The sequence below is a fragment of the Lentzea sokolovensis genome (assembly GCF_033949975.1).
Taxonomy (GTDB): domain Bacteria; phylum Actinomycetota; class Actinomycetes; order Mycobacteriales; family Pseudonocardiaceae; genus Lentzea; species Lentzea sokolovensis.
This window is the reverse complement of the sequence record NZ_JAXAVU010000004.1, coordinates 387,498-414,123: the sequence shown is the minus strand read 5'-3', so window position 1 is coordinate 414,123 and position 26,626 is coordinate 387,498. Positions and strand designations below refer to the sequence as shown.

At 68.7% G+C, this 26,626-nt stretch carries 26 protein-coding genes and 3 riboswitches; of the genes, 15 read left to right on the top strand and 11 right to left on the bottom strand.

What is annotated here, in order from left to right; genetic code table 11:
- Positions 1-76: 76 nt before the first annotated feature.
- From SK854_RS07425 to SK854_RS07415, 3 genes are all read left to right on the top strand, one after another.
- On the top strand, positions 77-367 hold the full coding sequence (locus SK854_RS07425) for a putative quinol monooxygenase (RefSeq protein WP_319974246.1): 291 nt from the start codon (positions 77-79) through the stop codon (positions 365-367).
- Positions 367-864, top strand: coding sequence for a PaaI family thioesterase (locus tag SK854_RS07420; protein ID WP_319974245.1), 498 nt, complete (start codon positions 367-369; stop codon positions 862-864). Before SK854_RS07425 ends, SK854_RS07420 begins: the two co-directional genes overlap by 1 nt.
- 69 nt (positions 865-933) lie before the next feature.
- Positions 934-1,113 (top strand): hypothetical protein, encoded by a 180-nt coding sequence (locus tag SK854_RS07415; protein ID WP_319974244.1) that lies wholly within the window; start codon positions 934-936, stop codon positions 1,111-1,113.
- Positions 1,114-1,199: 86 nt separating this feature from the next.
- Here the strand turns inward: SK854_RS07415 and SK854_RS07410 are convergent, their stop codons facing one another.
- Entirely contained in the window at positions 1,200-1,964 is a 765-nt protein-coding gene (locus SK854_RS07410; RefSeq protein ID WP_319974243.1) for an SDR family oxidoreductase, read from the bottom strand.
- A gap of 102 nt (positions 1,965-2,066) precedes the next feature.
- Here SK854_RS07410 and SK854_RS07405 point away from each other — a divergent pair, with 102 nt between their 5' ends.
- On the top strand, positions 2,067-2,906 hold the full coding sequence (locus tag SK854_RS07405) for a helix-turn-helix transcriptional regulator (RefSeq protein WP_319974242.1): 840 nt from the start codon (positions 2,067-2,069) through the stop codon (positions 2,904-2,906).
- Here SK854_RS07405 and SK854_RS07400 read toward each other — a convergent pair.
- Complete coding sequence (locus SK854_RS07400; protein ID WP_319974241.1) at positions 2,899-3,375, bottom strand: GNAT family N-acetyltransferase; 477 nt, start codon at positions 3,373-3,375, stop codon at positions 2,899-2,901. The genes SK854_RS07405 and SK854_RS07400 overlap by 8 nt on opposite strands.
- Positions 3,372-4,394, bottom strand: a complete 1,023-nt coding sequence (locus SK854_RS07395; protein WP_319974240.1) for an alpha/beta hydrolase — start codon at positions 4,392-4,394, stop codon at positions 3,372-3,374. Before SK854_RS07395 ends, SK854_RS07400 begins: the two co-directional genes overlap by 4 nt.
- 53 nt (positions 4,395-4,447) lie before the next feature.
- Here SK854_RS07395 and SK854_RS07390 point away from each other — a divergent pair, with 53 nt between their 5' ends.
- From SK854_RS07390 to SK854_RS07365, 6 genes are all read left to right on the top strand, one after another.
- Positions 4,448-5,029, top strand: coding sequence for a TetR/AcrR family transcriptional regulator (locus tag SK854_RS07390; protein WP_319974239.1), 582 nt, complete (start codon positions 4,448-4,450; stop codon positions 5,027-5,029).
- A gap of 46 nt (positions 5,030-5,075) precedes the next feature.
- Positions 5,076-5,846: an SDR family NAD(P)-dependent oxidoreductase gene (locus tag SK854_RS07385; protein WP_319974238.1), complete on the top strand. Its 771-nt coding sequence runs from the start codon at positions 5,076-5,078 to the stop codon at positions 5,844-5,846.
- Between the two features lie 96 nt (positions 5,847-5,942).
- Positions 5,943-6,851 carry a DMT family transporter gene (locus tag SK854_RS07380; protein WP_319974237.1) on the top strand — a complete coding sequence of 303 codons (909 nt, stop codon included), beginning with the start codon at positions 5,943-5,945 and terminating at the stop codon, positions 6,849-6,851.
- Positions 6,848-7,492, top strand: a complete 645-nt coding sequence (epsC, locus tag SK854_RS07375) for a serine O-acetyltransferase EpsC (protein WP_319974236.1) — start codon at positions 6,848-6,850, stop codon at positions 7,490-7,492. The genes SK854_RS07380 and epsC overlap by 4 nt, the downstream gene beginning before the upstream one ends.
- Positions 7,493-7,514: 22 nt before the next feature.
- Positions 7,515-8,510, top strand: coding sequence for a cysteine synthase A (gene cysK, locus SK854_RS07370; RefSeq protein WP_319974235.1), 996 nt, complete (start codon positions 7,515-7,517; stop codon positions 8,508-8,510).
- A gap of 6 nt (positions 8,511-8,516) precedes the next feature.
- Entirely contained in the window at positions 8,517-9,008 is a 492-nt protein-coding gene (locus SK854_RS07365; RefSeq protein ID WP_319974234.1) for a cupin domain-containing protein, read from the top strand.
- 43 nt (positions 9,009-9,051) lie between these two features.
- On the opposite strand, the gene SK854_RS07360 is transcribed toward SK854_RS07365, so the two are convergent.
- The 5 genes from SK854_RS07360 to SK854_RS07340 all read right to left on the bottom strand — a co-directional run bounded on the left by SK854_RS07360 (position 9,052) and on the right by SK854_RS07340 (position 14,595).
- The gene (locus SK854_RS07360; RefSeq protein ID WP_319974233.1) at positions 9,052-10,053 is read right to left on the bottom strand and encodes a LacI family DNA-binding transcriptional regulator; all 1,002 of its coding nucleotides are present in this window, start codon (positions 10,051-10,053) and stop codon (positions 9,052-9,054) included.
- Between the two features lie 28 nt (positions 10,054-10,081).
- Positions 10,082-11,404: a GH1 family beta-glucosidase gene (locus tag SK854_RS07355; protein ID WP_319974232.1), complete on the bottom strand. Its 1,323-nt coding sequence runs from the start codon at positions 11,402-11,404 to the stop codon at positions 10,082-10,084.
- Positions 11,401-12,222 carry a carbohydrate ABC transporter permease gene (locus SK854_RS07350; RefSeq protein WP_319974231.1) on the bottom strand — a complete coding sequence of 274 codons (822 nt, stop codon included), beginning with the start codon at positions 12,220-12,222 and terminating at the stop codon, positions 11,401-11,403. Before SK854_RS07350 ends, SK854_RS07355 begins: the two co-directional genes overlap by 4 nt.
- 2 nt (positions 12,223-12,224) lie before the next feature.
- Positions 12,225-13,199, bottom strand: coding sequence for a carbohydrate ABC transporter permease (locus SK854_RS07345; RefSeq protein WP_406601739.1), 975 nt, complete (start codon positions 13,197-13,199; stop codon positions 12,225-12,227).
- A gap of 112 nt (positions 13,200-13,311) precedes the next feature.
- Entirely contained in the window at positions 13,312-14,595 is a 1,284-nt protein-coding gene (locus SK854_RS07340) for an ABC transporter substrate-binding protein (protein WP_319974229.1), read from the bottom strand.
- A gap of 310 nt (positions 14,596-14,905) precedes the next feature.
- Between SK854_RS07340 and SK854_RS07335 the strand changes: the two genes are divergently transcribed.
- Positions 14,906-17,134, top strand: a complete 2,229-nt coding sequence (locus SK854_RS07335; RefSeq protein WP_319974228.1) for a glycoside hydrolase family 9 protein — start codon at positions 14,906-14,908, stop codon at positions 17,132-17,134.
- Positions 17,135-17,227: 93 nt separating this feature from the next.
- The gene (locus SK854_RS07330) at positions 17,228-18,172 is read left to right on the top strand and encodes a glycoside hydrolase family 6 protein (protein WP_319974227.1); all 945 of its coding nucleotides are present in this window, start codon (positions 17,228-17,230) and stop codon (positions 18,170-18,172) included.
- Here the strand turns inward: SK854_RS07330 and SK854_RS07325 are convergent.
- Complete coding sequence (locus tag SK854_RS07325; protein ID WP_319974226.1) at positions 18,132-19,139, bottom strand: helix-turn-helix transcriptional regulator; 1,008 nt, start codon at positions 19,137-19,139, stop codon at positions 18,132-18,134. The genes SK854_RS07330 and SK854_RS07325 overlap by 41 nt on opposite strands.
- Before the next feature lie 62 nt (positions 19,140-19,201).
- Between SK854_RS07325 and SK854_RS07320 the strand changes: the two genes are divergently transcribed.
- Positions 19,202-19,600, top strand: coding sequence for a VOC family protein (locus SK854_RS07320; RefSeq protein WP_319974225.1), 399 nt, complete (start codon positions 19,202-19,204; stop codon positions 19,598-19,600).
- 7 nt (positions 19,601-19,607) lie between these two features.
- Here the strand turns inward: SK854_RS07320 and SK854_RS07315 are convergent, their stop codons facing one another.
- Positions 19,608-21,044: an FAD-dependent monooxygenase gene (locus SK854_RS07315; RefSeq protein WP_319974889.1), complete on the bottom strand. Its 1,437-nt coding sequence runs from the start codon at positions 21,042-21,044 to the stop codon at positions 19,608-19,610.
- A gap of 416 nt (positions 21,045-21,460) precedes the next feature.
- A riboswitch (cobalamin riboswitch) is annotated at positions 21,461-21,672 on the top strand.
- A gap of 111 nt (positions 21,673-21,783) precedes the next feature.
- Here SK854_RS07315 and SK854_RS07310 point away from each other — a divergent pair.
- Positions 21,784-24,138, top strand: coding sequence for a ribonucleoside-diphosphate reductase subunit alpha (locus tag SK854_RS07310; RefSeq protein WP_319974224.1), 2,355 nt, complete (start codon positions 21,784-21,786; stop codon positions 24,136-24,138).
- On the top strand, positions 24,135-25,163 hold the full coding sequence (locus SK854_RS07305; protein ID WP_245822242.1) for a ribonucleotide-diphosphate reductase subunit beta: 1,029 nt from the start codon (positions 24,135-24,137) through the stop codon (positions 25,161-25,163). The genes SK854_RS07310 and SK854_RS07305 overlap by 4 nt, the downstream gene beginning before the upstream one ends.
- A 53-nt stretch (positions 25,164-25,216) precedes the next feature.
- Here the strand turns inward: SK854_RS07305 and SK854_RS07300 are convergent, their stop codons facing one another.
- On the bottom strand, positions 25,217-26,218 hold the full coding sequence (locus SK854_RS07300) for a prenyltransferase/squalene oxidase repeat-containing protein (RefSeq protein WP_319974223.1): 1,002 nt from the start codon (positions 26,216-26,218) through the stop codon (positions 25,217-25,219).
- Between the two features lie 33 nt (positions 26,219-26,251).
- A riboswitch (cobalamin riboswitch) is annotated at positions 26,252-26,361 on the bottom strand.
- Between the two features lie 86 nt (positions 26,362-26,447).
- Positions 26,448-26,587: riboswitch (cobalamin riboswitch) on the top strand.
- The last annotated feature ends 39 nt before the right edge of the window (positions 26,588-26,626 follow it).

Here is a 26,626-nt window from a genome sequence, read left to right as displayed (position 1 = left end):
GTTCATTCACTGAACTGCCATGCTACGGTTCGTCTAGTTCAGTGAATGAACTGGCCGATCGAGAGAGGCTGCCGCCGTGTATCAGTTCCTGGTGTCGTTCACCGTCCACCCCGCGCACCGCGAGGACTTCGTGAAGGTCGCTCGCAAGACCGCCGAGGACTCCCTCGCGAACGAACCCGGCTCGCTGCGGTTCGAGGTCATCACGGACGAGGAGAACCCGGATCTCTTCTACCTCAACGAGGTCTACGCCGACGTCGACGCGTTCACCACCCACGCGGCCGGGCCGTACTTCGGCGCCTTCTTCGCTGAGGCCAGTGCTTACGCCGAGGGTCCGACGTGGCTGATGAAGGGGAACGTGGCCGCCTGATGTCCGAAGAACGCACGCGGACGGTCACGTGGGCCGATCCGCAGAAGACCGCCGCACTGGCCATGAAGCTCGACGGCCTGGACTTCCTCCGCGCCATCGCCGCAGGAGAGGTGCCGCCTCCGCCCGTCGTGGAACTCATCGGCGCCCGCATGGTGTCCGTGGACAAGGGGTCGGTCGTCTTCTCCCTGGACCCGGCGGAGTTCCACTACAACCCGATCGGCTCGGTGCACGGCGGCGTCTACGCGACGCTGCTCGACACGGCGACGGGCTGTGCCGTGCATTCGGCGCTCCCCGCCGGAACCGGGTACACGAGCCTCGATCTCGCCGTGCGGTTCCTCCGTCCGATCAGGACGGACACCGGCACGGTCACGTGTGTCGGAACCCTTGTCCACCAGGGAAGGCGGACCGCGCTGGCCGAGGCGCGTCTCGTCGACGGCGCCGGGCGGCTGCTGGCGACCGCGTCGAGCACCTGCCTGATCCAGGAAGGAAGGAGTTGACGCGGATTCTCGTGAGCGGTGCCACCGGACGGCACGGCGGCAGCGGCGCCCACCTGGTGCGACGGCTGCTTGAGGAGGGCCGCCACGAAGGAGTCCTGGGCAGGCCGGTTCGAACCCGTCTCCGCGGAGCAGTGGCGGCGTGAGCTCGTCGAACTGTCCGCTGTGGACGATGTCGTGATCGTCGACATGACCGGCCACGTCACCGCAGTGGCGGAGCACGGCTCGACGATGGCGCGCTGGCGGGTCTGATCGGCGCGGACCGGTCACGTTCCGGGAGTCGCCCGCGGCCTGTGACCGGCGCGGGGCAGGCCTCGGAGGACGCCTGCCCCGGAGCGTCACTTGCCGTGCGGGTCCTCGGTGTTGAGCACGGCGACGACCTGGTCGTAGTCGCCGCGCGCCTCGGCGTAGCGCAGGAACTTCACGCGCTCGACCTGGATCTCGCGGGCGTCGGGCTGGGTCTCGATGATGCTCATGACCTCGGCGACGTACTCGTCGAGCGGCATGGCGTGATCGCTCTCGGCCTGGCCGGGCAGCAGGTCGGTCTGCACCGACGGCGGCTCCAGTTCCACGACCTTCACCGACGTGTCGGCGAGTTGGAGTCGCAGTGTCTCGCTGAGCATGTGGATGGCGGCCTTGGACGCGTTGTAGCTCGGCGTGATCTTCAACGGCGCGAAGGCGAGGCCGGAGGAGACGGTCATGATCGTGGCGTCCGGCAGCGACTGGAAGTGCTCGACGAACGCGGCGATCAGGCGGATCGGGCCTAGCACGTTGGTCGTGACGATGCCCTCGGCGGATTCCAGGAACGACTCGGGGCGGTGCCAGTCCTCGACGCGCATCACACCGGCCATGGTGACCAGCACGTTGACCGACGGGAAGCGGGCGATGACGTCCTTGGCCGCCGTCTGGATGCTGGAGGCGTCGGCGGTGTCGATGCGGACGGTCTCGACACCGGGGTGCTCGGCGGCGATCCGGTCGAGCAGTTCGGTGCGCCGGCCGCCCACGATCACGATGTTGCCGCGCTCGCGCAGGGCGAGGGCGAGCGCCAGGCCGATGCCGCTGGTGGCGCCGGGGATGAAGACGGTGTTTCCGGTGATGTCCATGGCACCGAGTCTCGGTCCGATCGCTGGTACCTCGCCAGAGAGCCCTTATCGGGGGATCGGCGATCCCTGGTTGAACCGGCTGGGCCCCGGATACTGGGGTGCATGGATCGGATGGAACTGGCCGGCTTCCTGCGCCGCCGCCGGGAGGAGCTGAGGCCGCAGGACGTCGGCCTGCCGGCGGGCGCGCGCAGGCGGGCACCGGGGCTGCGGCGCGAGGAGGTCGCGGCGCTGGCCGCCATGTCCACGGACTACTACACGCGCCTGGAACAGCAACGCGGCCCGCAGCCCAGCGAGCAGATGCTGGCCTCGCTGGCCCGCGCTCTCCGGCTCAGCGACGACGAACGCGACTACCTGTTCCGCGTCGCCGGTCGCAACGCCCCGTCACCACAGGCCACTGCCACGCACGTCGCGCCCGCGTTGCAACGGGTGCTGGACCGGCTCAACGACACCCCCGCGCTGATCCTGTCCAACCTCAGCGAAGTCCTCGTGCAGAACCGGTTCGCCGAGGCGTTGTACGGCGACTCCTCGCACTTCACCGGGCACGCCCGCAGCGGGATCTACCGCTGGTTCACCGACCAGGACGAGCGCCTGATCTACCCCGAGCACGACCGCGACCGGCAGAGCCGCACCCAGGTGGCGAACCTCCGTGCCGCCTACGCGTCGATGGGCCCGCGCTCACGGGCCGGGGAGCTCGTTCGCGCGCTGCAGAAGGAAAGCGAGGAGTTCGCCGAACTGTGGGAACGGCACGAGGTCTCGAAGCGGTTCGAGGACCACAAGGTGCTGATCCACCCGCAGCTCGGCGAGATCGAGGTGGACTGCCAGGCGTTGTTCACCGAGGACCAGTCGCAGGCGTTGCTGGTGCTGACCGCGCCGCCGCGCACCGAGGCGTTCGACAAGCTGCAGCTGCTCGGCGTGCTGGGCACGGAGAAGTTCGTCAGCTGAGGACGAGGATCGTCTCCTCGATCTCGGCTTTCCGTGCCGCCGCATAGCCGACGTCGGTGCCGACGGGCTTGAACCCCGCCCTCGTCAGCACGCGCAGGGAGGCCGCGTTGTCACTGGCGGCGCGGGCGTGCAGGGGCCGGACCGGCACGCGTTCGAGCAGCAACGCCAGTGCCCGCCCGGCGACGCCCTGACCCCACACCGCGCGGTCGATCCAGTAGGTGATCTCGGTGTCGCCCTCCATCACGAAGCTGGCGATGCTGCCCACGACCACGCCGTCGCCGAGGATCACGTGGTTGAGGGTCTCGGGGTTCGCCCGGATCTTGCGCATGTGCGCGTCGAACGCCTCGCGGTCGTCCGGGTCCTCCGCCGTGAACGCCGCCATCCACGCGGCCTCTGGATCACGCATGAACTCGAACAACACGTCCAGGTCCGCGTCCTCGACGCCCCGCAGAGTCACTTCACCGATCATCGAGCCAGCCTAGTCGCGAGCCATGCCAGCGAGAGGGGATAGCGGAAGTCGATGCCGCCGTGGCCCGCGTCGAAGAGCTCGAAGTGCACGCGGTCGTCCGGAATCCCGGCCAGCGCGATCTCCCTGCGGAACGCCTCCGCGCCCAGGTCGAGGAAGTACTCGTCCCTGGTGCCCGCGTCGATCCACACGGCCCGCAGCGAACGGATCGCTTCGGCGTGAGCGGGGACCATCCGCACCGGGTCCCAGTCGAGCCAGCGCTGCCACACCTCGGGCCTGAGCGCTCCGGTGACGGAGTCGAACGGCAGTTCCGGCGTGCCGTCCTCGGTGGCCGAGAAACACGCCGCCACCCCGAGAATCCCGACCAGGTCCATGTCTTGGGGCTTGGTGAACGCCGTGCGGCTCTGGAAGTCCGTCCACCACTTCTGGACGTCGTTGTCATACCCGCGCAACGCCCGCACGGCCTTGCCGAAGTCCGCGAGGTAGCAGAGCTCGTAGAGCGAGTCGCCCGCGTGCGTGGCCAACGCGCCGAACAGGTCCGGCCGCAGCATCGGCGTGATCATCGCGCCGAACCCGCCCGACGACTTGCCCGCGATCGCCCGCGACTCGCGGTCGGGGATCGTGCGGTAGTGCTCGTCCACCCACGGCACGATTTCGTCGCACAGGTACGAGTGGTAGCGGCCGGTGCCAGGTGAGTCGACGAACTGCGAACCGCCGTACGACGTCCACGCGTCGACGTACACGACGATGCAGCCGGGGGCTCCCTGCGCGAACACCGCGTCGGCCGTCTCGATGAACGGCTGGCGGAACGGCGTGCGGTTCGCCCACATCTGCACGTGCCCGGTGTAGCCCTGGATCATGTAGACGGTGGGGTAGTGCTCGGTCCCGGAGTCGTAGCCCGGCGGCACGTACACCCACAGCGGCCGCTCGTGCGGATCTCCGAGCGGGTTGTCGCGCAGCACCGTGGACTCGACGGTGTGCCGGTCGAGCCGGCCGGCGAGAGGTCCCTCCCAAGGCAGCATGATCCCAGTCAACCACAGTGGACCTGCCGGTCCAGAAAACGTACTCTGGCGGTATGAAGCTCACGGCGAAGGGGCAGGCGACCCGGCAGCGCATCATCGAGGGTGCGGCGTCGTACCTGCGCAGTGACGACGCGGCGAGCGTGACCCTGGACGACATCCGGGCGATCACCGGGACCAGCAAGGGTCAGATCTTCCACTACTTCCCGGACGGCAAGGAGGAGCTCTTCCTCGCCGTGGCGCGGTTCGAGGCCGCCCGCGTTCTCTCCGACCAGCAGCCACATCTGAGCGCCCTGACGTCGTGGGCCGCCTGGGAACGCTGGCGCGACTCGGTCGTCGCCCGCTACCGGGCGCAGGGCCGGACCTGCCCGCTGGGCGTGCTGATGGGCCAGCTCAACACCACGCCGGGCGCGCACGAGGTCATCGGCACGCTCCTGGACCGGTGGCAGTCCGAGTTGCGCGAGGGTGTCGCCGAGATGCAGGAGGCCGGTCTGGTGCGCTCCGCGGTGGACGCCGACAGGGCCTCCGCCGCGCTGATCGCGGGCATTCAGGGCGGCGTGCAGGTGCTCCGGTCGACCGGTGACGTCACGCACCTGGAGGCGGCCCTCGACCTCGTCATCGACTACCTGCGCGGCTGAAGTCCTGGACTTGCGGGTCCAAAAATGCGGACCTAGCTTCGAGGACATGGCACAACGACTGCAGGGCAGGACCGCCCTCATCACCGGTTCCACCAGCAACATCGGCCGCTCGATCGCGGTCGCCTTCGCCCACGAGGGCGCGCACGTCGTCGTCTCCGGGCGCGACGAGGCCAGGGGAGCGGAGGTCGTCGACGAGATCCGCTCGTCCGGCGGACAAGCCGACTTCGTCCGCGCCGACCTCGACGGCTCGTCCGCCGCGAGCCGCGCGCTGGCCGCGGAAGTCCTGACGCTGCTGGGCGGCCGCGTCGACGTCCTCGTGAACAACGCCGGCATCTACCCGTCGCCGGGCACGCTCGACACCGACGACGAGACCTTCGACCGCGTCTACGGCGTCAACGTGAAGGCCCCGTTCTTCCTGACGCAGGCCCTGGTTCCCACGATGATCGGCGCCGGTTCCGGCGTGGTCATCAACCTGGGCTCGTGGATCGCCCGTCTGGCCGTGCCGCGCGGTTCGCTCTACAGCTCCACCAAGGGCGCCATGGAAACGCTTACCCGCGCGTGGGCGGCGGAGTTCGGACCGCAGGGCGTGCGGGTGAACGCCATCTCGCCCGGCGTGGTCGTCTCGCCGGACTGGGACCCCTCCACCGTCCACCCCGGCGAGGTGATGATGCACGGCACGCCGGCCGGGCGGTCCGGGCATCCCGACGCGATCGCCGGGGCCGCCGTCTACCTCGCCTCGGACGACGCCGCGTTCGTGCACGGGACCGTGATCGACGTCGACGGCGGGCGGACCGGGGTCGCTGTGGTCGCCGGCTGATCTCCTCGCGCTGACGGGGCTCGCTCTAGTGAGCCCCTAGGAGCATCTGTTGAAGTGTCCAAACGACTACTGACAGATGATCCGAATCGAGAAGCAATGGACAAGGCATCCGTCGCGCGCTTCCTGCTGCTGGCGCTGCTGTGGGGAAGCAGCTTCACCTTGATCAAGGTGTCCCTGGAAGGTTTGACACCGGGACAGCTCGTGCTCAGCAGACTCATCCTGGGCGCGGCCGTCCTGCTCTCCATCGCGGCCGTCCGCAAGGTCGCCCTGCCGCGTTCCGGCCAGATCTGGGGGCACATCGCCGCCGCCGGCCTGTTCGGCAACGTGATCCCGTTCCTCCTGCTGTCCTACGGCGAGAAGACCACCGGCGCCGGCATCGCGGGCGTCCTGATCGGCGCCAGCCCGTTGCTGACGCTGGCGCTCGCCACCGCCGCTCTGCCGACCGAGCGGGCGACCTCCCGCAAGGCGGTCGGCCTGGTGCTCGGCTTCATCGGCGTGGTGCTGCTGATCGGCCCGTGGGACGAGGCGCTCGGCTCGTTCAGCGGGCGGCTGGCCTGCTTCGGCGCGGCCGTCAGCTACGCGATCGGCTTCGTGTACGTCCGCAAGTACCTGTCGCCGCTCGGCCTGGCACCGCTGTCGCTGGCCGCGTCGCAGCTCGTCGCGGCGGCCGTGCTGCAGGCGGTCGTGACGCCGTTCCTCGGCTGGCGCACGCCGGACTTCACCGGCCCGGTGACGATGAGCATCGTGCTGCTCGGGCTGTTCAGCACCGGTCTGGCCTACGTGCTGTACTTCCGCCTCATCGGCGACGTCGGGGCCACCACGGCATCGGCGGTCAACTACGTCGTGCCGGTGTTCGCGGTGCTCGTCAGCGTGGTGTTCCTCGGTGAGCACGTCACGTGGAACCTCATCGCGGGCGGTCTCGTGGTGCTCGTCGGCGTGGCCTACGCGGAGAACAGGCTCGGACAGCTCCGCAAGACCCCGGAGAAGGCGGGAGCGGTCCGGTGAACCCGCGGGCGCTGCTCGGCGCGATCACCGCGGACCTCGACATGGTCCTCGACCGCGACCCGTCGATCACGTCGCGCAGCGAGGCTTTGCTGCACCCGACGGTGATCGCGATCTGGGGCTATCGCGTGTCGCACTGGTTGCACCTGCGGGGTCACCGGCGCAGCGCCCGGCTGGTCATGGTCATCGCGAGGCTGCTCACCGGCGGCATCGAGATCCATCCCGGTGCGGAGATCGGCCGCGGCTTCTTCATCGACCACGGCGCAGGCGTGGTGATAGGCGAGACGGTCATCATCGGTGAGGACGTCACGATCTTCCACCAGGTGACGCTCGGCGCGGTCGGGTGGTGGCACGACAACCAGCGCCCGGAAGGATCCCGGCGGCATCCGAAGCTCGGCGACCGGGTCGTCGTCGGGGCCAACGCGACGCTGCTCGGCCCGATCACGGTCGGCCACGACTCGGTGGTCGGCGCCCAGGCACTCGTCATCCGCGACGTACCGGCGGACTCGCGTGTCCTGGCGCCGTTCTCCGTGCCCGCACTGAGGTCGACGCGTGGCGTGGTGAAGGCCGCCAGGGCCCGTCATCCCGTGCAGATCACGGGACTGCGGCACAAGGGCGCCCAGGCCGTGTTCCCCACGTGGTGACAACTAACCGATCGGAGTTCGCGTGAACACCCGAGTCAGTCAGCCCCTCACCAGACGACCGCCCGCGCACTCGCTCGTGGACCTGATCGGCGGCACACCCACCGTCCGGCTCGACCTCGGCGTGACCACCGCGAACCTCTACGCCAAGCTGGAGATGGCCAACCCCCTGTCCAGCGTGAAGGACCGCGCCGCGCTCTACATGATCAACGGTGCGGAAGAGCGCGGGGACCTGACCAGGGGGACGGGCACGATCGTCGAGGCGACGTCGGGCAACACGGGCATCTCCATGGCGGCCATCGCGGCCGCCCGCGGGTACAAGTGCGTGATCGTCCTGCCGGACAGCGCGACCAGCGAGCGCATCCAGCTGCTGCGCGCGTTCGGCGCCGAGATCGTGCTGACCCCGTACCAGGAGGGGTACGTGGCGGCGATCGCCAAGGCCGAGGAGATCTACCGCGAACGGCCGGGGTCGTGGTTCGCCTGCCAGCACGAGAACTCCGACAACGTGGCGGCGCACTACGCCACCACCGGACCGGAGATCTGGAACGACTCCGACGGCGAGGTCGACGTCTTCGTCTGCGGTGTCGGCACCGGCGGAACGCTCAGCGGCACGGCGAAGTACCTGAAGGAACGCAATCCCGGCATCCGCGTTGTCGCGGTGGAGCCGGAAGGGTCACCGGTGCTGAGTCAGGGATGGGGCGGCCTGCACCGCATCCCGGGCCTCAACGGCGGTTTCGTCGCGCCGACGACGGACGTGGCCCTGATCGACGAGATCCTCGCGGTGTCCGATGAGGACGCTTACAGCACGGCAAGGGAACTCGCGCGGACCGCGGGGCTGCTGGTCGGGGTCTCCTCCGGCGCGGCGGCGCACGCCTGCCGGGTGCTCTCCGCGCGGCCGGAGTACGCGGGCAAGAACCTGGTCACCGTGTTCCCGGACACGGGCGAGCGGTACCTCTCGTGGTTCAACCAGGAAGACACGACGGACAGCGGCGAGACGCCCGCAGCCATCAACGAGGAGTGAACAGACATGACGCAAGTGTCCAACATCCTGCTTCCCGGCGAAGGCGAGTCGGTGCAGATCGGCACGACCACCCACACCACCTTCAAGGCCAGGGGCAGCGAGACGGACGGGCGCCTCGGCCTGTACGAGCACCGGATGGCCGCGGGAGCTCCCGGTGCCTCGCCGCACGTGCACAACGAGCAGCTGGAAGCGTTCTACGTCCTGAGCGGCATGGTGGAGCTCCACCTCGACGGCAAGTCGTTCGCCGCGCCTCCCGGCACGTACGTGAACGTCCCGATGGGTGTGTCGCACGGGTTCCACAACCCGTACCAGGACCAGGCCACGATGCTCATCATCTTCACGCCCGCGCTCAACCGCGAGGAGTACTTCCGGGGCCTCTCGGAGATGTACGCGGACGGCAACCAGCCCACCGAGGACGAGTTGCTGACCCTGATGGCGAAGTACGACCAGTTCGAGGTCGCCATCGACGGCACCGTTCCCGGCTGGGGCAGGCACTGAGTTGACGTCGGGCGCCCGTTTCCGGGCGCCCGCCACCCTTTTCTCAGGCCGAGTCGCGCACGACCAGTTCGGTGGGCAGGATCAGCGACGTCGGCTGTTCGCCGTTCAGCAGCCGGATCAGCATCCTGGTCATCTCCCGGCCGAGCGCCTCGATGGGCTGCCGGACGGTGGTCAGCGCGGGCTGGGTGTGCCGCGCCGTCACGATGTCGTTGAAACCGACGACCGCGACGTCCTCGGGAACCCGCTTGCCCTGCTCCCGCAGGACTGCGAGCGCCCCGGTGGCCATGGCGTCGGAGGCGACGAACACGCCGTCCAGGTCGGGGTGGTCGTCGAGCAGGAGTTTCATCCCCGCGGCACCGCTGGCCTCGCTGAAGTCGCCGTGTGCCACGCGTTCGTCGCTCAGGCCCGCCAGCACGACGGCCTCGCGGAAGCCCATGTAGCGCGACATGCCGGCGTGGGTGTCGAGCTCGCCGGTGATAGTGCCGATCCTGGTGCGGCCGGTGGAGATCAGGTGCTCGACGGCCGTGCGGGCCCCGCCCCGGTTGTCGGCGTCGACGTACCACTGCGGTGCGCGGTCGAGCGAGCGTCCACCGTGGACGGCCGGCAGGCCGCTGTCCTCCGCCATCTTCGACAGCGGGTCGTTCTCCTTGAGCGCCAGCAGCATCACGCCGTCCGCGCCGCGCGACTGGAGCACCTGCGCGAACCTGTCCCTGCCCCGCTGGGACGCGGCGAGCAGCAGCATCAGGTGCAGGTCGGTCTCCTCGAGCGCCGCGTTGACCCCGCTGATCACCTCGGCGAAGAAGAGGTTGGCGAAGATCGCCGGGTCGTCGCTGGAGATCACCAGGACGACGGCGCCGCGCCGCTGGCTCGCGAGTGAGCGGGCGGCGGTGTTCGGGACGTAGCCCAGATCCGCGATGGCGCTCTGGACGGCACGTTTCGACTTCTCGCTGACGTGGCGCGCGTTGTTGATGACGCGGGACACGGTGCCGGTCGAGACGCCCGCGCGTTGCGCCACTTCCTCCAGGGTGGGAGGCCGGGTGTTCATGGCCGCACCCTACCAATCTTGTAAGCGCTCACAGTCCACCTCGGGCGATCACGTCCGCGTACCACCGGGCGCTGTCCTTCGGGGTGCGGCGCTGGGTGTCGTAGTCGACGTGCACCAGGCCGAACCGCTGGGCGTAGCCGAAGGACCACTCGAAGTTGTCGAGCAACGACCAGGCGAAGTAGCCCTTCAGCGCCACGCCTTTCGCCACGGCCTCCGCGCACGCCCGCACGTGCCCGTCGAGATAGGCGACGCGGCCGGCGTCGTGCGTCTCGTCGTCGAACGCGGCGCCGTTCTCGGTGATGTACAACGGGATCGCGGGGTAGTCGCGGTCCAGCCGCAGCAGCAGGTCGGACAGTCCGCCGGCGTCGATCTCCCAGCCGATGGACGTGCGCGGCCGGCCGCCGTCGAGGTGCCGGACGTGCTCGGAGCCGACGTAGGCCGAGGGCGACGGGCTGGCGCCGTGGCCGACGAGCATGGGGGAGTAGTAGTTGACGCCGAGGAAGTCGATCGGCGCGGCGATGGTCTTGAGGTCGCCGTCCTGGACGTGGTCGAGGCCCGTGATCGGCTCCAGGTCCCGCAGCACGTCGTCCGGGTACTCCGCCAGCAGCACGGGGTCGAGGAAGAGCCGGTTCTGCATGCCGTCGATCCGGCGCGCCGCGTCGAGGTCCGCCTCGGTGGCCGAACCCGCCGTGACGTGGGTGAGGTTCAGCGTGATGCCGACCCGTGCGTCGGGCATCGCCCGCGCCGCGAGTCCGTGGCCCAGCAACAGGTGGTGGGCGGCGCGGATCGACGCGGCCGGGTCCTGGCGGCCTGGGGCGTGCCTGCCGGTCGCGTAACCGAGGAACGCCGAGCACCACGGTTCGTTCAGCGTCGTCCAGTGCGTGACGCGGTCCGCCAGCGCCTCGTGCACGATCTGCGCGTACTCGGCGAACCGCAGCGCGGTGTCGCGTTCAGGCCAGCCGCCCGCGTCCTCCAGCGGTTGCGGCAGGTCCCAGTGGTACAGCGTCGGCCACGGCTGGATGCCGTTGTCCAGCAACGTGTCCACGAGCTTGGAATAGAAGTCGAGCCCGCGCTGGTCGGCCTTGCCGGTGCCGAGCGGCTGGATCCGGGGCCACGCGACGGAGAACCGGTAGGCGCCGAGCCCGAGTTCGCGCATGATCGCGACGTCCTCGGGATAGCGGTGGTAGTGGTCGGCGGCCACGTCACCGGTGTCACCGTTGTCGACCTTGCCCGGTGTCGCGCAGAAGATGTCCCAGATGGACGGTCCGCGCCCGTCCTCGGCCACCGCGCCCTCGATCTGGTAGCTGGACGTGGCCGCGCCCCAGAGGAAACCGGGTTCGAACGTGGTCATGCCTTGACCGCCCCTTCCATGATGCCGCCGATGATCTGGCGACCGAACGCGACGAACACGAGCAGCAACGGCACGGTGGCGATCAGCGCTCCGGTGAACATGAGCGTGTAGTCGGTGTAGTAGGTGGTGGAGAGCTGCGAGAGCGAGAACTGGACGGTCGGGTTGTCCGCTTCGAGGACCGCGAGCGGCCACAGGAACTCGTTCCACGCGCCCATGAACGTGAACAGGCCGAGCACGGCGGCGCCGGGTCGCAAGGCGGGCAGCACGATGCTCCAGAAGGTGCGGAACGTGCTGCACCCGTCGATGCGCGCGGCCTCGATGAGCTCGTCCGGCACGGCCTGCTCGGCGTACTGGCGCATCAGGAAGACACCGAACGCGGACACCAGCGCCGGCACGATGATCGCTTCCATCCGGTTCTGCCAGCCCAGCTCGACCATGATCATGTACAGCGGGATGATGCCCATCTGCACGGGGATCATCATGGTCGCGAGGATGACGAGCAGCAGCCCGTTGCGGCCGCGGAACTTCAGCTTGGCGAACGCGAAACCCGCGAGCGACGAGAAGAACACGACCGAGACGGTGATGACCGCGGAGCTGAGCAGTGAGTTCCACAGGCCCAGCAGGAAGTTCGCGTCCTCCGCGGCGAACAGCCTGCCGACGTTGTCGCCGAAGTTCGGGCCGGGTGCCAGCGGCGGCGGCCAGTCGCCGACGACGTCGTTGGCGCGGGTGGCGACGACGAAGAGCCAGTAGAGCGGGAACGCCGACAGCACGATGCCCGCGAGGAGCGTGAAGTAGACCAGGGGATGGGTTTTGCGCATGGCTACCTCGACCTCCGCGTGATCAGGAAGTTGACGACGCCGAGCAGCGTGATCAGCAGGAAGATCATCCAGGCTACGGCCGAGCCGTAGCCGTAGTCGAAGTCCCGGAAAGCCTTCTCGAACATGTACATCGACACCGTCTGGAACTGCCGCAGGCTGCCGCCGGAGATGGCGAAGCTGCCCTGGCCGAAGATCAGCGGCTCGGTGAAGAGCTGCATGCCCGCGATGGTGGACATGATGACGGTGAAGACGATCGCGGGCCGGATGTTCGGAACCGTGATGCTCCAGAACTGCCGGATCTTGCCCGCACCGTCCACAGTGGCCGCTTCGTACAGGTCCTTCGGGATCGCCTGCATCGCCGCGAGGTAGATCAACGCGTTGTAGCCGGTCCACCGCCAGTTGACCATGGTGGCGATCGCGGTCCACGACGACCACTTGTCGGCGCGCCAGTCGATCGCGTCGATGTTCACCAGACCGAGCAGGCCGTTCACCATGCCGGCGTCGCGGTCGAAGATCTGGCTGAACACGATGCCGACGGCGGCCACGGACGTGACGATCGGCAGCAGCACGCCCATCCGCAGGAACGTGACGGCGCGCAGCTTCTGGTTGAGCAGGCTCGCGAGCACCAGGGCGCCCAGCAACTGCGGCACGGTGGCGAGCACGAGCATGCCGAGGGTGTTGACGACCGCGTTCCAGAAGTCCGGGTCGGCGAACAGCGTGACGTAGTTGTCGAGCCCGACGAACGCGCCCGCGCCGGTGATGTCCCAGTCGTGCAACGACACCCAGGCCGTGTAGATCAACGGGAACAGCCCGAAGACCACGAAGATCACGAAGAACGGCGCGATGAACAGGTACGGCGACCACTTCACCTCGACGCGCGAGATCCGGTCGCGCAGCCGGAAACGTGGCTGCTCGGGAGGCCTGCTCCCGGCCGCCGGGGTGCTTGGGGCCGTCCTCGGCCGCAGATCAGTCACCAACGTGTGTCCTCAGGTGGTGGGATGACGGCCGGGACGGGTTTCTCCGCAGCGCCCCGGCCGCCAGGTCTGTGGTCGGCCGCGGCGCGGGGACTTCCGCGCCGCCCCGAGCCCCCTACTTGGCCAGGCGCTTGGCGTCGTCGACGGCCTTGGCCCAGGCCTCGTCGGGCTGGAGCTTGCCCTGCTCCACCGCGAGTAGCGCGTTGCCGACGCGGTCACCGATGGCGTTGTTGTCCGGGCCGAGGTAGACCGGCTTGAGTGCCTTCACGCTCTCGCCGAAGATCTTGCCGACGGGCGCGTCGCCGAAGTACGGGTTCTTGAAGTCCTGCACAACAGGGTCGTCGATGGCCTGCGGCGAGGACGGGAAGTTGTTCTTCGCCTTGAACGCCGTGGTCTGCCCCTTGGCACTGGTCAGGAACTTGGCCAGCTCGGCGGCCTCCTTCTGGTGCGTGCTCTGCGCCGGCACCGCCAGGAACGAGCCGCCGCGCACCGCGCCGTTGCCCGGTACCTTCGCGACGTCCCACTTGCCCTTGTTCTCCGGACCCGCCTGCTTCTCGATCGTGCCGAGCATCCAGGACGGGCACGGGATCGTGGCGAACGTGCCGTTCTTGAAGCCCGCGTTCCACTGTGGACTCCACATCTCGATGTTGGCCGACAGACCGGCCTTCACCATCTCGACGGACTTGTCCCAGGTGGCCCGCACGGCCGCGTTCGAGTCGATCACGAGCTTGTTGGTGGCGTCGTAGTACGTGTGGTCGCCGGACTGCATCAGCATGTTCAGGTAGACGCCGCCGGTCGAGTCGTAGAACCCGGCGCCGGGGGTCTTGGCCTTGAACTGCTTGCCGGTGGCGAGGTAGGCGTCCCAGGTGGGCCAGAGCTTGCCGACCGCCTCCCGGTCGGTGGGCAGGCCCGCGGCTTCGAAGAGGTCCTTGCGGTAGCACATGCCCTGCGCGCCCACGTCGGTGCCGAGGCCGACGACCTTGCTGCCGTCCGAAGTGGACGCCTGCTGCCACTTCCACGGCAGGAAGTTGCCGGACAGTTCCTTGGCGCCGTGGTCGAGCAGGTTCACGAACTGGTCGGGCTTCGCCATGAACTGCGAGAGGATGCCCTCCTCGATCGCCACGACGTCGCCCGCGCCCTTGCCGGTGGCGAGCCACTGCTGCAGCTTCGGCGTGTAGTCACCGAGCTTGCCGATGTTCTCCTCCTTGATCTTGATGCCGGGATGGCTCGCCTCGTACTCCTCGTAGAGCTCGTCGTAGCCGAACTGGCTGAAGGTCTTGACGATCAGCGTGACGTCCCCCGACGACGCGGGGTCGGCGGCGCCGCCACACGCGGACACGGCCACCAGCGAGCTGAGCAGAGTTGTGGCGAGCAGAGCGCGCCTCGGTCGAACACCCATCGAAGAACCTCCAGTTGGCGGATGGTCTGCAAGCGCTAACACATAAATTTGGTCGTCTTGCAGACCACTGGAACACCGTTCACCTGCTGCGACGCTGCGGCTTCGGCCGGTGTGCGCCCATCGGGATCGGGGGAAACTGTGAGCGCTTACAGGACTGTAACCACGAGGCCATCCGGATGTGAAGAGGTAGCGCCGGTCAGATTTCGATGACGCGGGAGCGTTGACAGGCGGGGTCGGGTGGGTGAACATTCGCCTCGACGCTGCGGTCGCGCCGGGAGACAGTCGACCTCGAGAGGCCCCCGGTATGTCCGTGAAGACCAGGCTGGTGGCAACCGGCCTTCCGTTCGTCCTGATCGCCACGATCGCGGTACCCACGATCGCGGTACCCGCGACCGCGGCTGAGCCCTATGAGCGCGTGCTCAACGGCAAGTTCGACAGTGTGAAGACCCCGTGGTGGAGCAGCGGAATCGCTCCGTCCACAGTGGTCGGTGGCAGGTTGTGCGCGCAGATCCCCGGCGGCACCGCGAACCCGTGGACGGCGATGATCGGCCAGAACGACATCCCGCTGGAGGCCGGTCAGCCCTACACGCTGCGCTTCACCGCGACCGCTTCCCGGAGCGTCACGGTGCGGGCGGCGGTGGCTCTGTCCGTCGCGCCGAACACCACGATCCTGAACAAGGCCGCCGCGCTCACCGGCACTCCCAAGACGTTCGAGTTCACCGGAACGTCCACAGTGGCCACGCGTACGGGCGGCCAGGTCGCGATCCAGGCCGGTGGCGTGTCGGCGGAGCCGTACACGCTGTGCATCGACGACGTGTCGCTGACCGGCGGCATCGTCCCGCCCGGTGGCGGCTGGGACTACGGCTCACCGGTGCGCACGAACCAGTACGCCTACCCGACGGCGGGCACCAAGCGCGCGTCGATCGTGAACAGCTCCACCACGCCGGTCGACTGGCAGCTGCGCGACGCCGCGGGCGCCGTCGTCCAAACCGGGAAAACACAGGTCAAGGGCGATGACGTGATGACGCGCGACCACGTGCACATCGCCGACTTCTCGGGCTACAAGAAGGCTGGAAGCGGTTACAGTCTGACGGTCGGCGACCAGAGCAGCTTCCCGTTCGACATCACCGACAAGCCCTATGACCAGCTGCGACGGGACTCGCTGGCGTACTTCTACCACAACCGCAGCGGCATCCCGATCGAGGCGAAGTACGTGGGTGAGGCGTACGCGCGCCCCGCTGGACACGTTGGCGTGGCGCCGAATCAGGGCGACGTGTCGGTGCCGTGCCTGCCAGGGGAGTGCGACTACTCGCTCGACGTGAGCGGCGGCTGGTACGACGCGGGTGACCACGGCAAGTACGTCGTCAACGGTGCCCTCGCCGCGTGGCAGCTCATGGACACCTACGAACGGTCGCTCTACACGCTCGACATCGAGGGCTTCCGGGACGGCCTGCTGTCCATACCCGAGCAGGACAACCACCGGCCCGATGTGCTCGACGAAGCGCGCTGGGAGATGGAGTTCCTGCTGAAGATGCAGGTCCCGGCGGGCGAACCGCTCGCGGGCATGGTCCACCACAAGATCCACGACCTGGCCTGGACCGGCCATCCGATGCTGCCGGGCAACGACCCTCAGCCGCGTTATCTGCACGCCCCGTCGACGGCCGCCACGCTGAACCTCGCCGCCGCCGGCGCCCAGTGCGCCCGCGTCTACAAGCTGTGGGACCGCGCGTTCTCCGACAAGTGCCTGGCCGCTGCGGAGACCGCCTGGAAGGCCGCTCTGGCCAACCCGGCGAAGTACGCCCCGAAGGAGGACAGCGTCGGCGGTGGCGCCTACGACGACACCAACGTGACCGACGAGTTCTCGTGGGCCGCGGCCGAGCTGTACGGGACGACGGGCAAGCGCGAGTACCTGAACAAGGTCACCACGAAGCTCACCTCGGCCGGGTTCTCCTGGAAGGACACCGGCGGCCTCGCCGACCTCACGATCCTGCGGCTGCCGTTGAAGTTCCCGCTCGACCGCGTGATCACCGCCCGCGCGCGGGTCATCAACGTCGCCGACGGGCACCTGCGCGACCTGAAGTCGCAGGGTTACCCCAACCCGTCCAAGCCCGCCGACGGCCTGTACGCCTGGGGTTCGACCAGCGCCACGCTCACCGCGTCGATGATCATGGCGATGGCCTACGACACCACGCTGAACCGCAAGTACAGCGACGCGGTGCTGGAGTCGATGGACTACCTGCTCGGCCGCAACGGCCTGAACCAGTCGTTCATCAGCGGCTACGGCGAGAAGGCCAGCAGGAACCAGCACCACCGGCACTGGGCCGACCAGGTCGACGCCAGGATGCCGAACCCACCGGCGGGATCGCTCGCCGGCGGCCCCAACTCGGGCCTGCAGGATCCGGTCGCCCAGCAGAACCTGCCGGGCTGCGCGCCCGCGAAGTGCTACCTCGACGAGCTCGGCTCGTGGTCGACGAACGAGGTCGCCGTCAACTGGAACTCTGCCCTGGCCTGGGTCGCGGCGTTCGCCGACACCCGCTGACCTCCCCGTCCACGAGAACTCCCACCGCTCGCCCGCGCACTGCCGGGCGGGCGGCGGGTGAGAGGAACAGTCCCATCCGAGAGGAGATCCACAGTGCGGTGGATTGCCCGTTCGACGGTCGCGGTCTGCGCGGTCTTGCTGCTGTCCCCGGCCACCCCTGCCACAGCAGCCAGTCCGCTCGATCTGACCAGCGGTTTCTACGTCAACCCCAACTCCGCGCCCGCCACCTGGGCCCGGAACAACCCGAGTGACTCCAGGTCCGCGCGGATCCAGTCCTCGATCGGCTCCAGGCCGATCGCACGCTGGTTCGGCAACGACTCCAGCATCGGCTCGACCGTGGCGAACTACGCGGGAGCGGCCGACGGCCAGGACGAACTCCCCGTCCTGGTCGCCTACAACATCCCCAACAGGGACGCCTGCGGTGGCCACTCCGGTGGTGGCGCCGGAAGTGCCGGTGCGTACCGGACCTGGATCTCGGGCTTCGCGGCCGGGATCGGGACCAAGCCCGCGGTGGTGATCATCGAACCGGACGCGCTCGCCGCCTACGACTGCCTGACCGCGGCGCAGCGGACGGAGATGGCGGGCCTGCTCAAGTACGCCACCGAACAGCTCAAGGCCAAGGCCCCCAACACGTACGCGTACCTCGACGGCGGCAACGCCGGCTGGGTGTCGCCGTCCACCATCGCGTACCGGCTGAACGAGGCCGGCGTGCGGAACGTGCGCGGGTTCTCGGTGAACGTGTCGAACTACTACACCACGAGCCAGTCGACGAGCTATGCCGGTCAGGTCAACGGCTTCCTCGGCTACCAGGCCGGTTTCGTGGCGGACACCAGCCGCAACGGCAACGGGCGTGGTGACGGCTGGTGCAACCCGGCCGGTCGCAAGCTCGGTGTGGCGCCGCAGATCGGCGGCGGTGCCGACCTGTTGTTGTGGGTCAAGACTCCGGGTGTGTCCGACGGTCCGTGCGGCATCGCGCCGACCACGCCGGCGGGCACGTTCAACCCCGATCTGGCCGTCCGGCTGATCGACGGCGTCTGACGACCTGACGGCGCCGGGCGGAATCCTTGAGCCGGTCGGCCAGTGCCTCCACGAGGTCGCGCAGCTCGTCCGGTCGCTCGATCACGAACGGCAGGTCGAGTGACGCGAGGACACCGGGCAGCCAGTCGAGTCGTTCCACCCGCAGTTCGACGTGAGGCCAGTCGGGTGCCGACTCGGTGATGATCGCGACGCTCGCGGGCAGCCGGGTGCGGATCTGTTCGGCCGTTCCCCGGATCCGCAGCGTCACCTCGTGCCGGTGAGCGGCGGTGGCGAGTCCACTGAGGACCCGCTCCGCCGCGTCGACTCCTTCTGGCGGGTCGAACGAGCCGGGCAACGTGCGTGCACTGGCGATGCGATCCAGCCGGAACGTCCGGTCCTCGCCGATCGCGGGATCGGCGCCCGTCACGTACCACCGGCCCGAGTGAGCGACGAGCCCGTACGGATGCAGCGTGCGTTCGCTGTGCCGGCCATCCCTTGCGGTGTAACGGATCGAGACCGGCCGGTGGTGGCTGACCGCGTCGGCGATCGCGAGCAGCACCGTGGCGTCAGGGGCGGCCGGCTCACCTTCGGGTGCGGTGAAGGCGATCGAGCCGAGGACGGCGTCGAGCCTGCCGCCGAGCCGCTGCGGCAACACGCGCCTGATCTTCGCCGCCGCCGTCTCACCGGCTGTGTTCGTGGCCGTCGTCAAACCGGATCGGCGCCCTGCGACCAGGCCGAGCAGCACGGCGAGCGCTTCCTCGTCGCTCAGCATCAGCGGAGGCATGCGGTAGCCGGAAGCGAGCCGGTAGCCGCCGTAACGGCCGCGCACCGACTCGACCGGCACGTCGAGATCGACGAGGTGCTCGACGTACCGGCGCACGGTGCGTTCGTCCACACCGAGCCGGTCGGCGAGTTCGGCGACGGTCCGGACGCCTCCCGACTGCAGGAGTTCCAGCAGGGTGAGGACGCGGGCGGTGGGCCGGGGCATGGTCAAAAGTATTCCGCAGATACCGGGCGGATTCTGTCCGGTATCGCTTCTAGCGTGCGGTCATGGACTTCATCTCGATCCGCGTCATCACCGGTGACATCACCCGGCTCGTCGGCTTCTACGAGCGGGCCACGGGCCTGCGGGCGAACTGGGCGAACGACGACTTCGCCGAGCTCGCCACCCGTTCGGGCACCCTCGCGATCGGCAGCACCCGCACCGTCGGCCTGTTCGCGCCCGGTTCGGCCGAGCCGGGCGCGAACCGCAGCGTCATCATCGAGTTCCTCGTCGACGACGTGGACGCCGTGCGCGAGAACCTGGCCGGCTTCGTGGAGGACGTCGTCACCGAACCCACCACGATGCCCTGGGGCAACCGCGCGTTGCTGTTCCGCGACCCCGACGGCAACCTCGTCAACTTCTTCACCCCGGTCACCCCGGCCGCCATCGCGAAGTTCGCTCGCTGACGGCTCGTCAGGAGGAGACGAACGGCTTGCCGAACCAGCGGGCGAGGTGGTCGTTCAGGTCCTGCTGGGCCTCGCCGATCCAGGCGACGTGCCCGTCCGGGCGCAGCAGGACAGCCGGAACGTCCAGTGCCGCAACGGGATCCGCGAGGAGATCCACGCGATCCGACCAGCCCTCGACGGCCAGACGCCCGGTGCGGTCGAGCAGGAGACCTCGCCCCTGGCCCATCCGGTCGTAGAGACGGCCCTGGGCCAGGTCGGTGTCGGGCAGCCGGCGGCCGAGCAGGTCGGGGCCCTCGCCGAAGTCGTAGCGGATGCCGAGCGCGGTGATCTTCTCGATCAGCCGCCGGTTCACCTCGTTGATGTCCATCAGTTCGGTGAGCAGCCTGCGCACTGCCTGCGCGCCCGGTTCGGGGGAGGAGAGCTGCACCTGGGCACGGGTGTTGTCCAGGACGTCCGCGGCGACCGGATGACGTTCGGCGTGGTAGCTGTCCAGCAACGTCTCCGGCGCCCAGCCGCGGACCTGCGCGGCCAGCTTCCAGCCGAGGTTGACCGCGTCCTGCACGCCGAGGTTCAGGCCCTGACCGCCGGCGGGCGGGTGGATGTGCGCCGCGTCGCCGGCCAGCAGCACCCGCCCGATCCGGTAGTGCTCGACCAATCGGGTGGAATCGCCGAAACGGGACAACCAGCCCGGGGAGTGCGCGCCGAAATCGGTTCCGGCGACGGCGCGCAGTTCCCGCCGGAAATCATCGATGGTCGGCGGTTCCGCGCGTTCCTCGCCGGCCTCCGCACAGGAGACCACAACGCGATAAATCCCATCCCCGAAATGTCCGAGCTGGAACACCTTGCCGGTCTCGCGGATCGCCGCCACCTTGGCGGCGATCTCGTCCTCCGGTGCGCCGAATTTCATCTCGCCCATCAGCGTGTCGTTCCGCGAGGGCTCGCCGGGGAACCCGACGCCGAGAAGTTTGCGCACCGTGCTGCGGGCGCCGTCGCAGCCGACCAGGTACCGCGACCGCAGCCGCTCGCCATCGGCCAGTTCAACGGTCACGCCTTCGTCGTCCTGCTCGAACGCGACCACCCCGTCACCGCGCCGGACCTGTGCGCCCAGTGCGATCGCGTGGTCGGCGAGCAGGTGCTCGGCGGTCGGCTGCTGGATGCCCAGCAGGAAGGTGAACGAGGAATCCAGGCCGCCGGGCGTGGGCTTGGGGATGGCGGCGAAGGCTCCGCCGACCGGGCGCTGCCTGCCGCGTTCCAGAAAGCGATCCAGCAGTCCGCGCATCGCCAGGACTTCCAAACTGCGAATGTGCAGACTCACAATCCGCACGAACGACGACGAGGGCTCCGGTTCCTTTTCGAGAACGAGCACCTGCACGTCGTGCAGTCGCACTTCGGCGGCCAGCATCGCGCCGGTCGGACCGCATCCGGCAATGATCACGTCGAACATGAACCACCCGTTCAGCCCTGGCATCGGCGGCTCAGTGTGGGGCTCCTCGGATCTAGTCGCAAGCGAAATACGGTGAACGATGTATTCACGGTGTGCACACAGCTGCGCGACGAGATCGTGGCCTGGGGCCTGGCGCCGGGTGCGCACCTGAAACGCCGAGTTCGCCGACGGCGACCCCGAGGAGTTGATCGCGCGGCTGGACGCGTTGATCGACGAGGCAGCGGGCAACCCCTACCTCGGCGAGGCGCTCGGGGCGTTGCGCGGGCAGCTGCGGCGGTTGCGACTGGCCGCTCGCCGGAACGCCCGGCGATGTCGTTCCACATCCACGACAGCCTGCGCGCCCTGGCCGACGTCCTCTGGGCCAACTGAGCGACACGCCCACTAGATGTAGTTGCTCGTGGCTCGACGGCGCCCATGTATTGTGCTCCGAAGCTGGTTCGGCCGATCCTCCAGATCGGTCGTCGCAAGAGGGAACCCGGTGTGAGTCCGGGACTGCCCCGCAGCGGTGAGTGGGAACGAAAGCCGTCAGAAAGCACTGGACATCGATGTCTGGGAAGCGACGGCCGGTAGGCGCCTGGCGACAGGCTCGCCCATGAGTCCGAAGACCTGCCAGCGCCCCGCACGTGCCTGCGTGCGGGCGTCCGCGGCCCCGAGGGAGGGCGGGAGGACGTGGCGGTCGCGCGCGCCCGTTCACTCCTCGCTGTCCCCGTGGCCACCCGAGCTCGCGAGGAGAGAGCTAGTGACGGCGGTCGACACGGTCACCACCACTATGCGCGTCAAGAAACGCAACGGTTCACTGGAACCCGTTGACTTGAACAAGATCGTGCGCGCGGTGGAGCGCTGCACGGTCGGTCTGCACGACGTCGACCCGCTGCGGGTCGCCACCAAGACGATCAGCGGCCTCTACGACGGCGCCACCACCGAGGAACTGGACCGGCTGTCGATCCAGACCGCCGCGGCGCTCGTGTCCGAGGAGCCCGAGTACTCCAAGCTCGCCGCCGGCCTGCTCGCGGCGTTCATCGAGAAGGAAGTGCGCCGCCAGGGCGTGATGTCCTTCAGCCAGAGCATCGCGCTCGGCCACGCGGAAGGCCTGATCGGCGACGCGACCGCGGAGTTCGTGGCCGCCAACGCCCGCAAGCTCGACGACGCGATCGACCTCGACGGCGACCGGCGGTTCGAGTACTTCGGCCTGCGCACGGTCTACGACCGCTACCTGCTGCGCCACCCCGCGAAGCGTTCGGTGATCGAGCAGCCGCAGTACTGGCTGCTGCGCGTCGCGTGCGGTCTCTCGCAGACCGCGACCGAGGCGATCGACTTCTACCGGCTGATGTCGTCGCTGGCGTACCTGCCCAGCTCGCCGACGCTGTTCAACTCCGGTACGCAGCACACCCAGATGTCGTCGTGCTACCTGCTGGACTCGCCGCGCGACGAGCTCGAGTCGATCTACGACCGCTACAAGCAGATCGCCCGGCTGTCGAAGTTCGCCGGCGGCATCGGCGTGCAGTGGTCCCGGGTCCGTTCGCGCGGTGCGCTGATCCGCGGCACGAACGGCCACTCCAACGGCATCGTGCCGTGGCTGCGCACGCTCGACGCGTCGGTCTCGGCGGTCAACCAGGGCGGCCGACGCAAGGGCGCCGCCTGCGTGTACCTGGAGACGTGGCACCCGGACATCGAGGAGTTCCTGGAGCTGCGCGACAACACCGGTGAGGACGCGCGCCGCACGCACAACCTCAACCTGGCGAACTGGATCCCGGACGAGTTCATGCGCCGCGTCGAGGCGGACGGGGACTGGTCGCTGTTCGACCCTGACGAGATTCCCGAGCTGGTCGACCTGTGGGGCGACGAGTTCGACCGCGCCTATCGCGGCGCGGAGGAGGCCGGCCGCGCCGTCCGCACGGTCAAGGCTCGTGACCTTTATGGACGGATGATCCGCACGCTCGCCCAGACCGGCAACGGCTGGATGACGTTCAAGGACACCGCGAACCGCAGGTGCAACCAGACCGCGTCGCCGTCGAACGTGGTGCACCTGTCCAACCTCTGCACGGAGATCCTCGAGGTCACCAGCGACGAGGAGACCGCGGTCTGCAACCTGGGCTCGGTCAACCTCGGTGCTCACGTCGAGGGGTCCGACATCGACTGGGAACGGCTGCGTGCCACGGTCCGCACCGCCGTCGTGTTCCTCGACCGCGTGATCGACATCAACTACTACCCGACCGAGCAGGCGGCGCGCTCCAACCCGCGCTGGCGCCCGGTGGGTCTCGGTGTCATGGGCCTGCAGGACGTGTTCTTCAAACTGCGCCTGCCGTTCGACTCGCCGGAGGCCCGTGAGCTGTCGACGCGCATCGCCGAGGAGATCTACCTGACGGCCCTGGAGTCGTCGGCGGAGCTGGCCTCGTCCGCGGGCGCGCACCCGGCGTTCCGGGAAACCCGTGCCGCCAAGGGAGATCTGCAGCCCGACCTGTGGGGCGTCACGCCCACGCAGACCGAGCGCTGGAGTGCTCTGCGCGAACGCGTCAGCGAGCACGGCCTGCGCAACTCGCTGCTGATCGCGATCGCGCCGACCGCGACGATCGCGTCGATCGCCGGCTGTTTCGAGTGCATCGAGCCGCAGGTGTCGAACACGTTCAAGCGCGAGACGCTGTCCGGTGAGTTCCTGCAGATCAACTCCTACCTGGTGCGCGAGCTCAAGGCTCGCGGCCTGTGGACGGAGGCCGTGCGCAACCGGCTCAAGCAGGACGACGGCTCCGCGCAGGGCATCGCCGAACTGCCGGAGGACGTGCGTTCGCTGTTCCGCACGGCCTGGGAGCTGCCGCAGAAGGCGCTGATCGAACTGGCCGCCGCGCGTGGCCCGTACGTCGACCAGAGCCAGTCGCTGAACCTGTTCGTCGCCTCGCCGACGATCGGCAAGCTCTCCTCGATGTACCTCTACGCCTGGAAAGCCGGGCTCAAGACCACGTACTACCTGCGCTCCCGTCCGGCGACGCGCATCCAGCAGGCGACCACGACGACGACCACGGCGGTGCCCGTCGTGACGTCGGACGAAGCCATCGCCTGCTCCCTGGAAAACCCCGAGTCCTGTGAGGCCTGCCAGTGACCACGCTTGCCAGCACCGCCCGTCAGAACGCCCTGCTCGACCCCGGCATGGACCTCACCCTGCGGCCGATGCGCTACCCGCTGTTCTACGAGCGTTTCCGCGACGCCATCAAGAACACGTGGACGGTCGAGGAAGTCGACCTGCACTCGGACCTCGCCGACCTGAACAAGCTGTCGGAGGCCGAGCGGCACCTCGTCAACCGGCTCGTCGCGTTCTTCGCGACCGGTGACACGATCGTCGCGAACAACCTGGTGCTCAACCTCTACGAGCACGTGAACGCGCCGGAGGCCCGGCTCTACCTGTCGCGGCAGCTGTTCGAGGAGGCCGTGCACGTCCAGTTCTACCTGACGCTGCTCGACACCTACCTGCCCGACGAGAACGACCGCATCGAGGCGTTCGCCGCGGTGGAGACGATTCCGTCGATCCGCGCCAAGGCGGAGTTCTGCTACAAGTGGATCGACTCGATCTCGGACCTCAAGCGGCTGGAGTCGCGGGAGGACCGCCGGTCGTTCCTGCTCAACCTGATCTGCTTCGCGGCGTGCATCGAGGGCCTGTTCTTCTACGGCGCCTTCGCCTACGTCTACTTCCTGCGTTCGCGCGGGCTGCTGAACGGTCTCGCGTCGGGCACCAACTGGGTGTTCCGCGACGAGTCGATGCACATGGCGTTCGCGTTCGACGTCGTGGACACCGTGCGCCGCGAGGAGCCCGACCTGTTCGACGACTCCTTGTACGAGGAGGTCAAGCAGATGCTGCGCGAGGCAGTCGACGCCGAGGTGCAGTTCGCGGAGGACCTGCTCGGTGGCGGTGTCGCCGGCATGTCGGTGGCGGACATGCGGTCCTATTTGGAGCATGTCGCGGACCGGCGGCTGCAGGTGCTCGGCATCGAGCCGATCTACGGTTCCAAGAACCCGTTCGCGTTCATGGAGCTGCAGGACGTGCAGGAGCTGTCGAACTTCTTCGAACGGCGCGTGTCGGCCTACCAGGTCGGTGTGACCGGCACGGTGGCGTTCGACGAGGACTTCTGAGTCGTGCGGACGCGGTGCCCCTGGCCGGGAAGCCGGTCAGGGGCACCGCTTCGTCAGCAGGCGAGCGTCGGCGCGGCGAGGTTGCCGCCGCCGTCGAGGTTCGCGAGCTTGACCCCGGTCAGGCCGAGGACCGCCTGAGCCGTGGCACGCGGCGCGGTCGTCTGGTCGAATCCCGTTGCGTCGTAGGCGATCGCGCCTCGGTCCGCGACGGCACCCGGGCAGCCGACCGTGAGCGAACGCAGGAACTGCCGTGCCTTCGTCGCGGCGGCCGGGCGGTGACCGGCCAGCGCCTGCGCGGCCAGGCCGGTGCTGTTCGCGTTGGAAGCGTTGGCGCCGACGGAGAAACCTCCGTCGGCGTTCTGCTTCGACGCGAGCCACGTGGTGCCTTCGGCGGCGTTCACGCTGTCACCGGTGGCGCGCAACGCCTGCACGACCAGCGCGGTCGAGTCGACGTCACTGGCGCACGGGGTCTGACCGAAGTTCAGCGGGAAACCTCCGTCAGGGCACTGGGTTCCGGCGAGGAAGGTCCTGGCCGAGGCGGGCGCGCCGCCCGGCGTGCGGTCGAGGGCCAGCAGCGCCAGGGACTGGGTGAAGACGTTGGAGAAGTCGCCGAAGTCCGAGCGGTCGGAGAACCTGCCCGACGGCGCGAGCAGACCGCGCAGACCGGCTTCCAGGTCGGCACCGCCGAACGCGTTGCCGTTCTTGTGTCGCACCTTCGCCGCCAGCAACAGCTTGGCGTGCGCGCCCGCGTAGGCCTCGGTGCCGGAACCGACGTACCCGGTGGTGATCTCCGGCCTGGCCAGCCACGTGATGGCCTTCTCGGCGTTGGTGTCCGAGGAACGAGCGGCCGCGAACGCGAAGATCGCGTCGATGGTCAGGCCCTGGTCGGGGAACTTCTGGCCGCCGAAGTCGGCCTCGAACCGTTCGCCGTCGACCAGTTGCCGGGCGAGCCAGCCCGCGGCGGCGTCGGCTTTGTCGTGCGATGCCGCCACCGCGGGGGTGACAGCGGTGCCAATGCCCAGCATCAGGACAGCAGCGAGCACCAGACGTCTCATGAGAACCCTTTCCCGCACTTCCACGACAGGAGTTGGTGAACACCGCGCGATGCGGGTGACCGGGCTCGCCCGAAGGGGCACACCGTTGCGGGACAGCGCCGGATTCTCACCGGACTTCCCCCGCGTCGCGCTGAACGCCCAACAGGTTCTCATGCCGCGCAAGGCCCCGTGCCGGGTTGGGATGTGACGCTCGCCTCCGACCCCGAAGGCGGTGCCGAACGGCGGTTTCCAGGTGTTAACCTCGCCCGGCTCGACAACTTCATACCTCGCCCGTGACGGGGAAGCCGGTCGGAATCCGGCACTGTCGCGCAACCGTGGGCCACTGCTGCAGTGGCGAGTCGGGTCACCATCCGGGCGGGGTGAACAGACCGACCGCTGTCGCGAAACGCAGGGGTGGCTGCCGGCGCC

Excerpts from the sequence above, each read along its gene's own strand:
- SK854_RS07380 (WP_319974237.1), top strand. The coding sequence starts at position 5,943 with ATGGACAAGGCATCCGTCGCGCGCTTCCTGCTGCTGGCGCTGCTGTGG.
- SK854_RS07365 (WP_319974234.1), top strand. The coding sequence starts at position 8,517 with ATGACGCAAGTGTCCAACATCCTGCTTCCCGGCGAAGGCGAGTCGGTG.
- SK854_RS07350 (WP_319974231.1), bottom strand. The coding sequence starts at position 12,222 with ATGCGCAAAACCCATCCCCTGGTCTACTTCACGCTCCTCGCGGGCATC.
- SK854_RS07385 (WP_319974238.1), top strand. The coding sequence starts at position 5,076 with ATGGCACAACGACTGCAGGGCAGGACCGCCCTCATCACCGGTTCCACC.
- SK854_RS07315 (WP_319974889.1), bottom strand. The coding sequence starts at position 21,044 with ATGTTCGACGTGATCATTGCCGGATGCGGTCCGACCGGCGCGATGCTG.
- SK854_RS07300 (WP_319974223.1), bottom strand. The coding sequence starts at position 26,218 with ATGAGACGTCTGGTGCTCGCTGCTGTCCTGATGCTGGGCATTGGCACC.
- SK854_RS07400 (WP_319974241.1), bottom strand. The coding sequence starts at position 3,375 with ATGATCGGTGAAGTGACTCTGCGGGGCGTCGAGGACGCGGACCTGGAC.
- SK854_RS07360 (WP_319974233.1), bottom strand. The coding sequence starts at position 10,053 with ATGAACACCCGGCCTCCCACCCTGGAGGAAGTGGCGCAACGCGCGGGC.
- SK854_RS07405 (WP_319974242.1), top strand. The coding sequence starts at position 2,067 with ATGGATCGGATGGAACTGGCCGGCTTCCTGCGCCGCCGCCGGGAGGAG.
- SK854_RS07390 (WP_319974239.1), top strand. The coding sequence starts at position 4,448 with ATGAAGCTCACGGCGAAGGGGCAGGCGACCCGGCAGCGCATCATCGAG.
- SK854_RS07355 (WP_319974232.1), bottom strand. The coding sequence starts at position 11,404 with ATGACCACGTTCGAACCCGGTTTCCTCTGGGGCGCGGCCACGTCCAGC.
- SK854_RS07320 (WP_319974225.1), top strand. The coding sequence starts at position 19,202 with ATGGACTTCATCTCGATCCGCGTCATCACCGGTGACATCACCCGGCTC.
- SK854_RS07340 (WP_319974229.1), bottom strand. The coding sequence starts at position 14,595 with ATGGGTGTTCGACCGAGGCGCGCTCTGCTCGCCACAACTCTGCTCAGC.
- SK854_RS07325 (WP_319974226.1), bottom strand. The coding sequence starts at position 19,139 with ATGCCCCGGCCCACCGCCCGCGTCCTCACCCTGCTGGAACTCCTGCAG.
- SK854_RS07410 (WP_319974243.1), bottom strand. The coding sequence starts at position 1,964 with ATGGACATCACCGGAAACACCGTCTTCATCCCCGGCGCCACCAGCGGC.
- SK854_RS07395 (WP_319974240.1), bottom strand. The coding sequence starts at position 4,394 with ATGCTGCCTTGGGAGGGACCTCTCGCCGGCCGGCTCGACCGGCACACC.
- SK854_RS07420 (WP_319974245.1), top strand. The coding sequence starts at position 367 with ATGTCCGAAGAACGCACGCGGACGGTCACGTGGGCCGATCCGCAGAAG.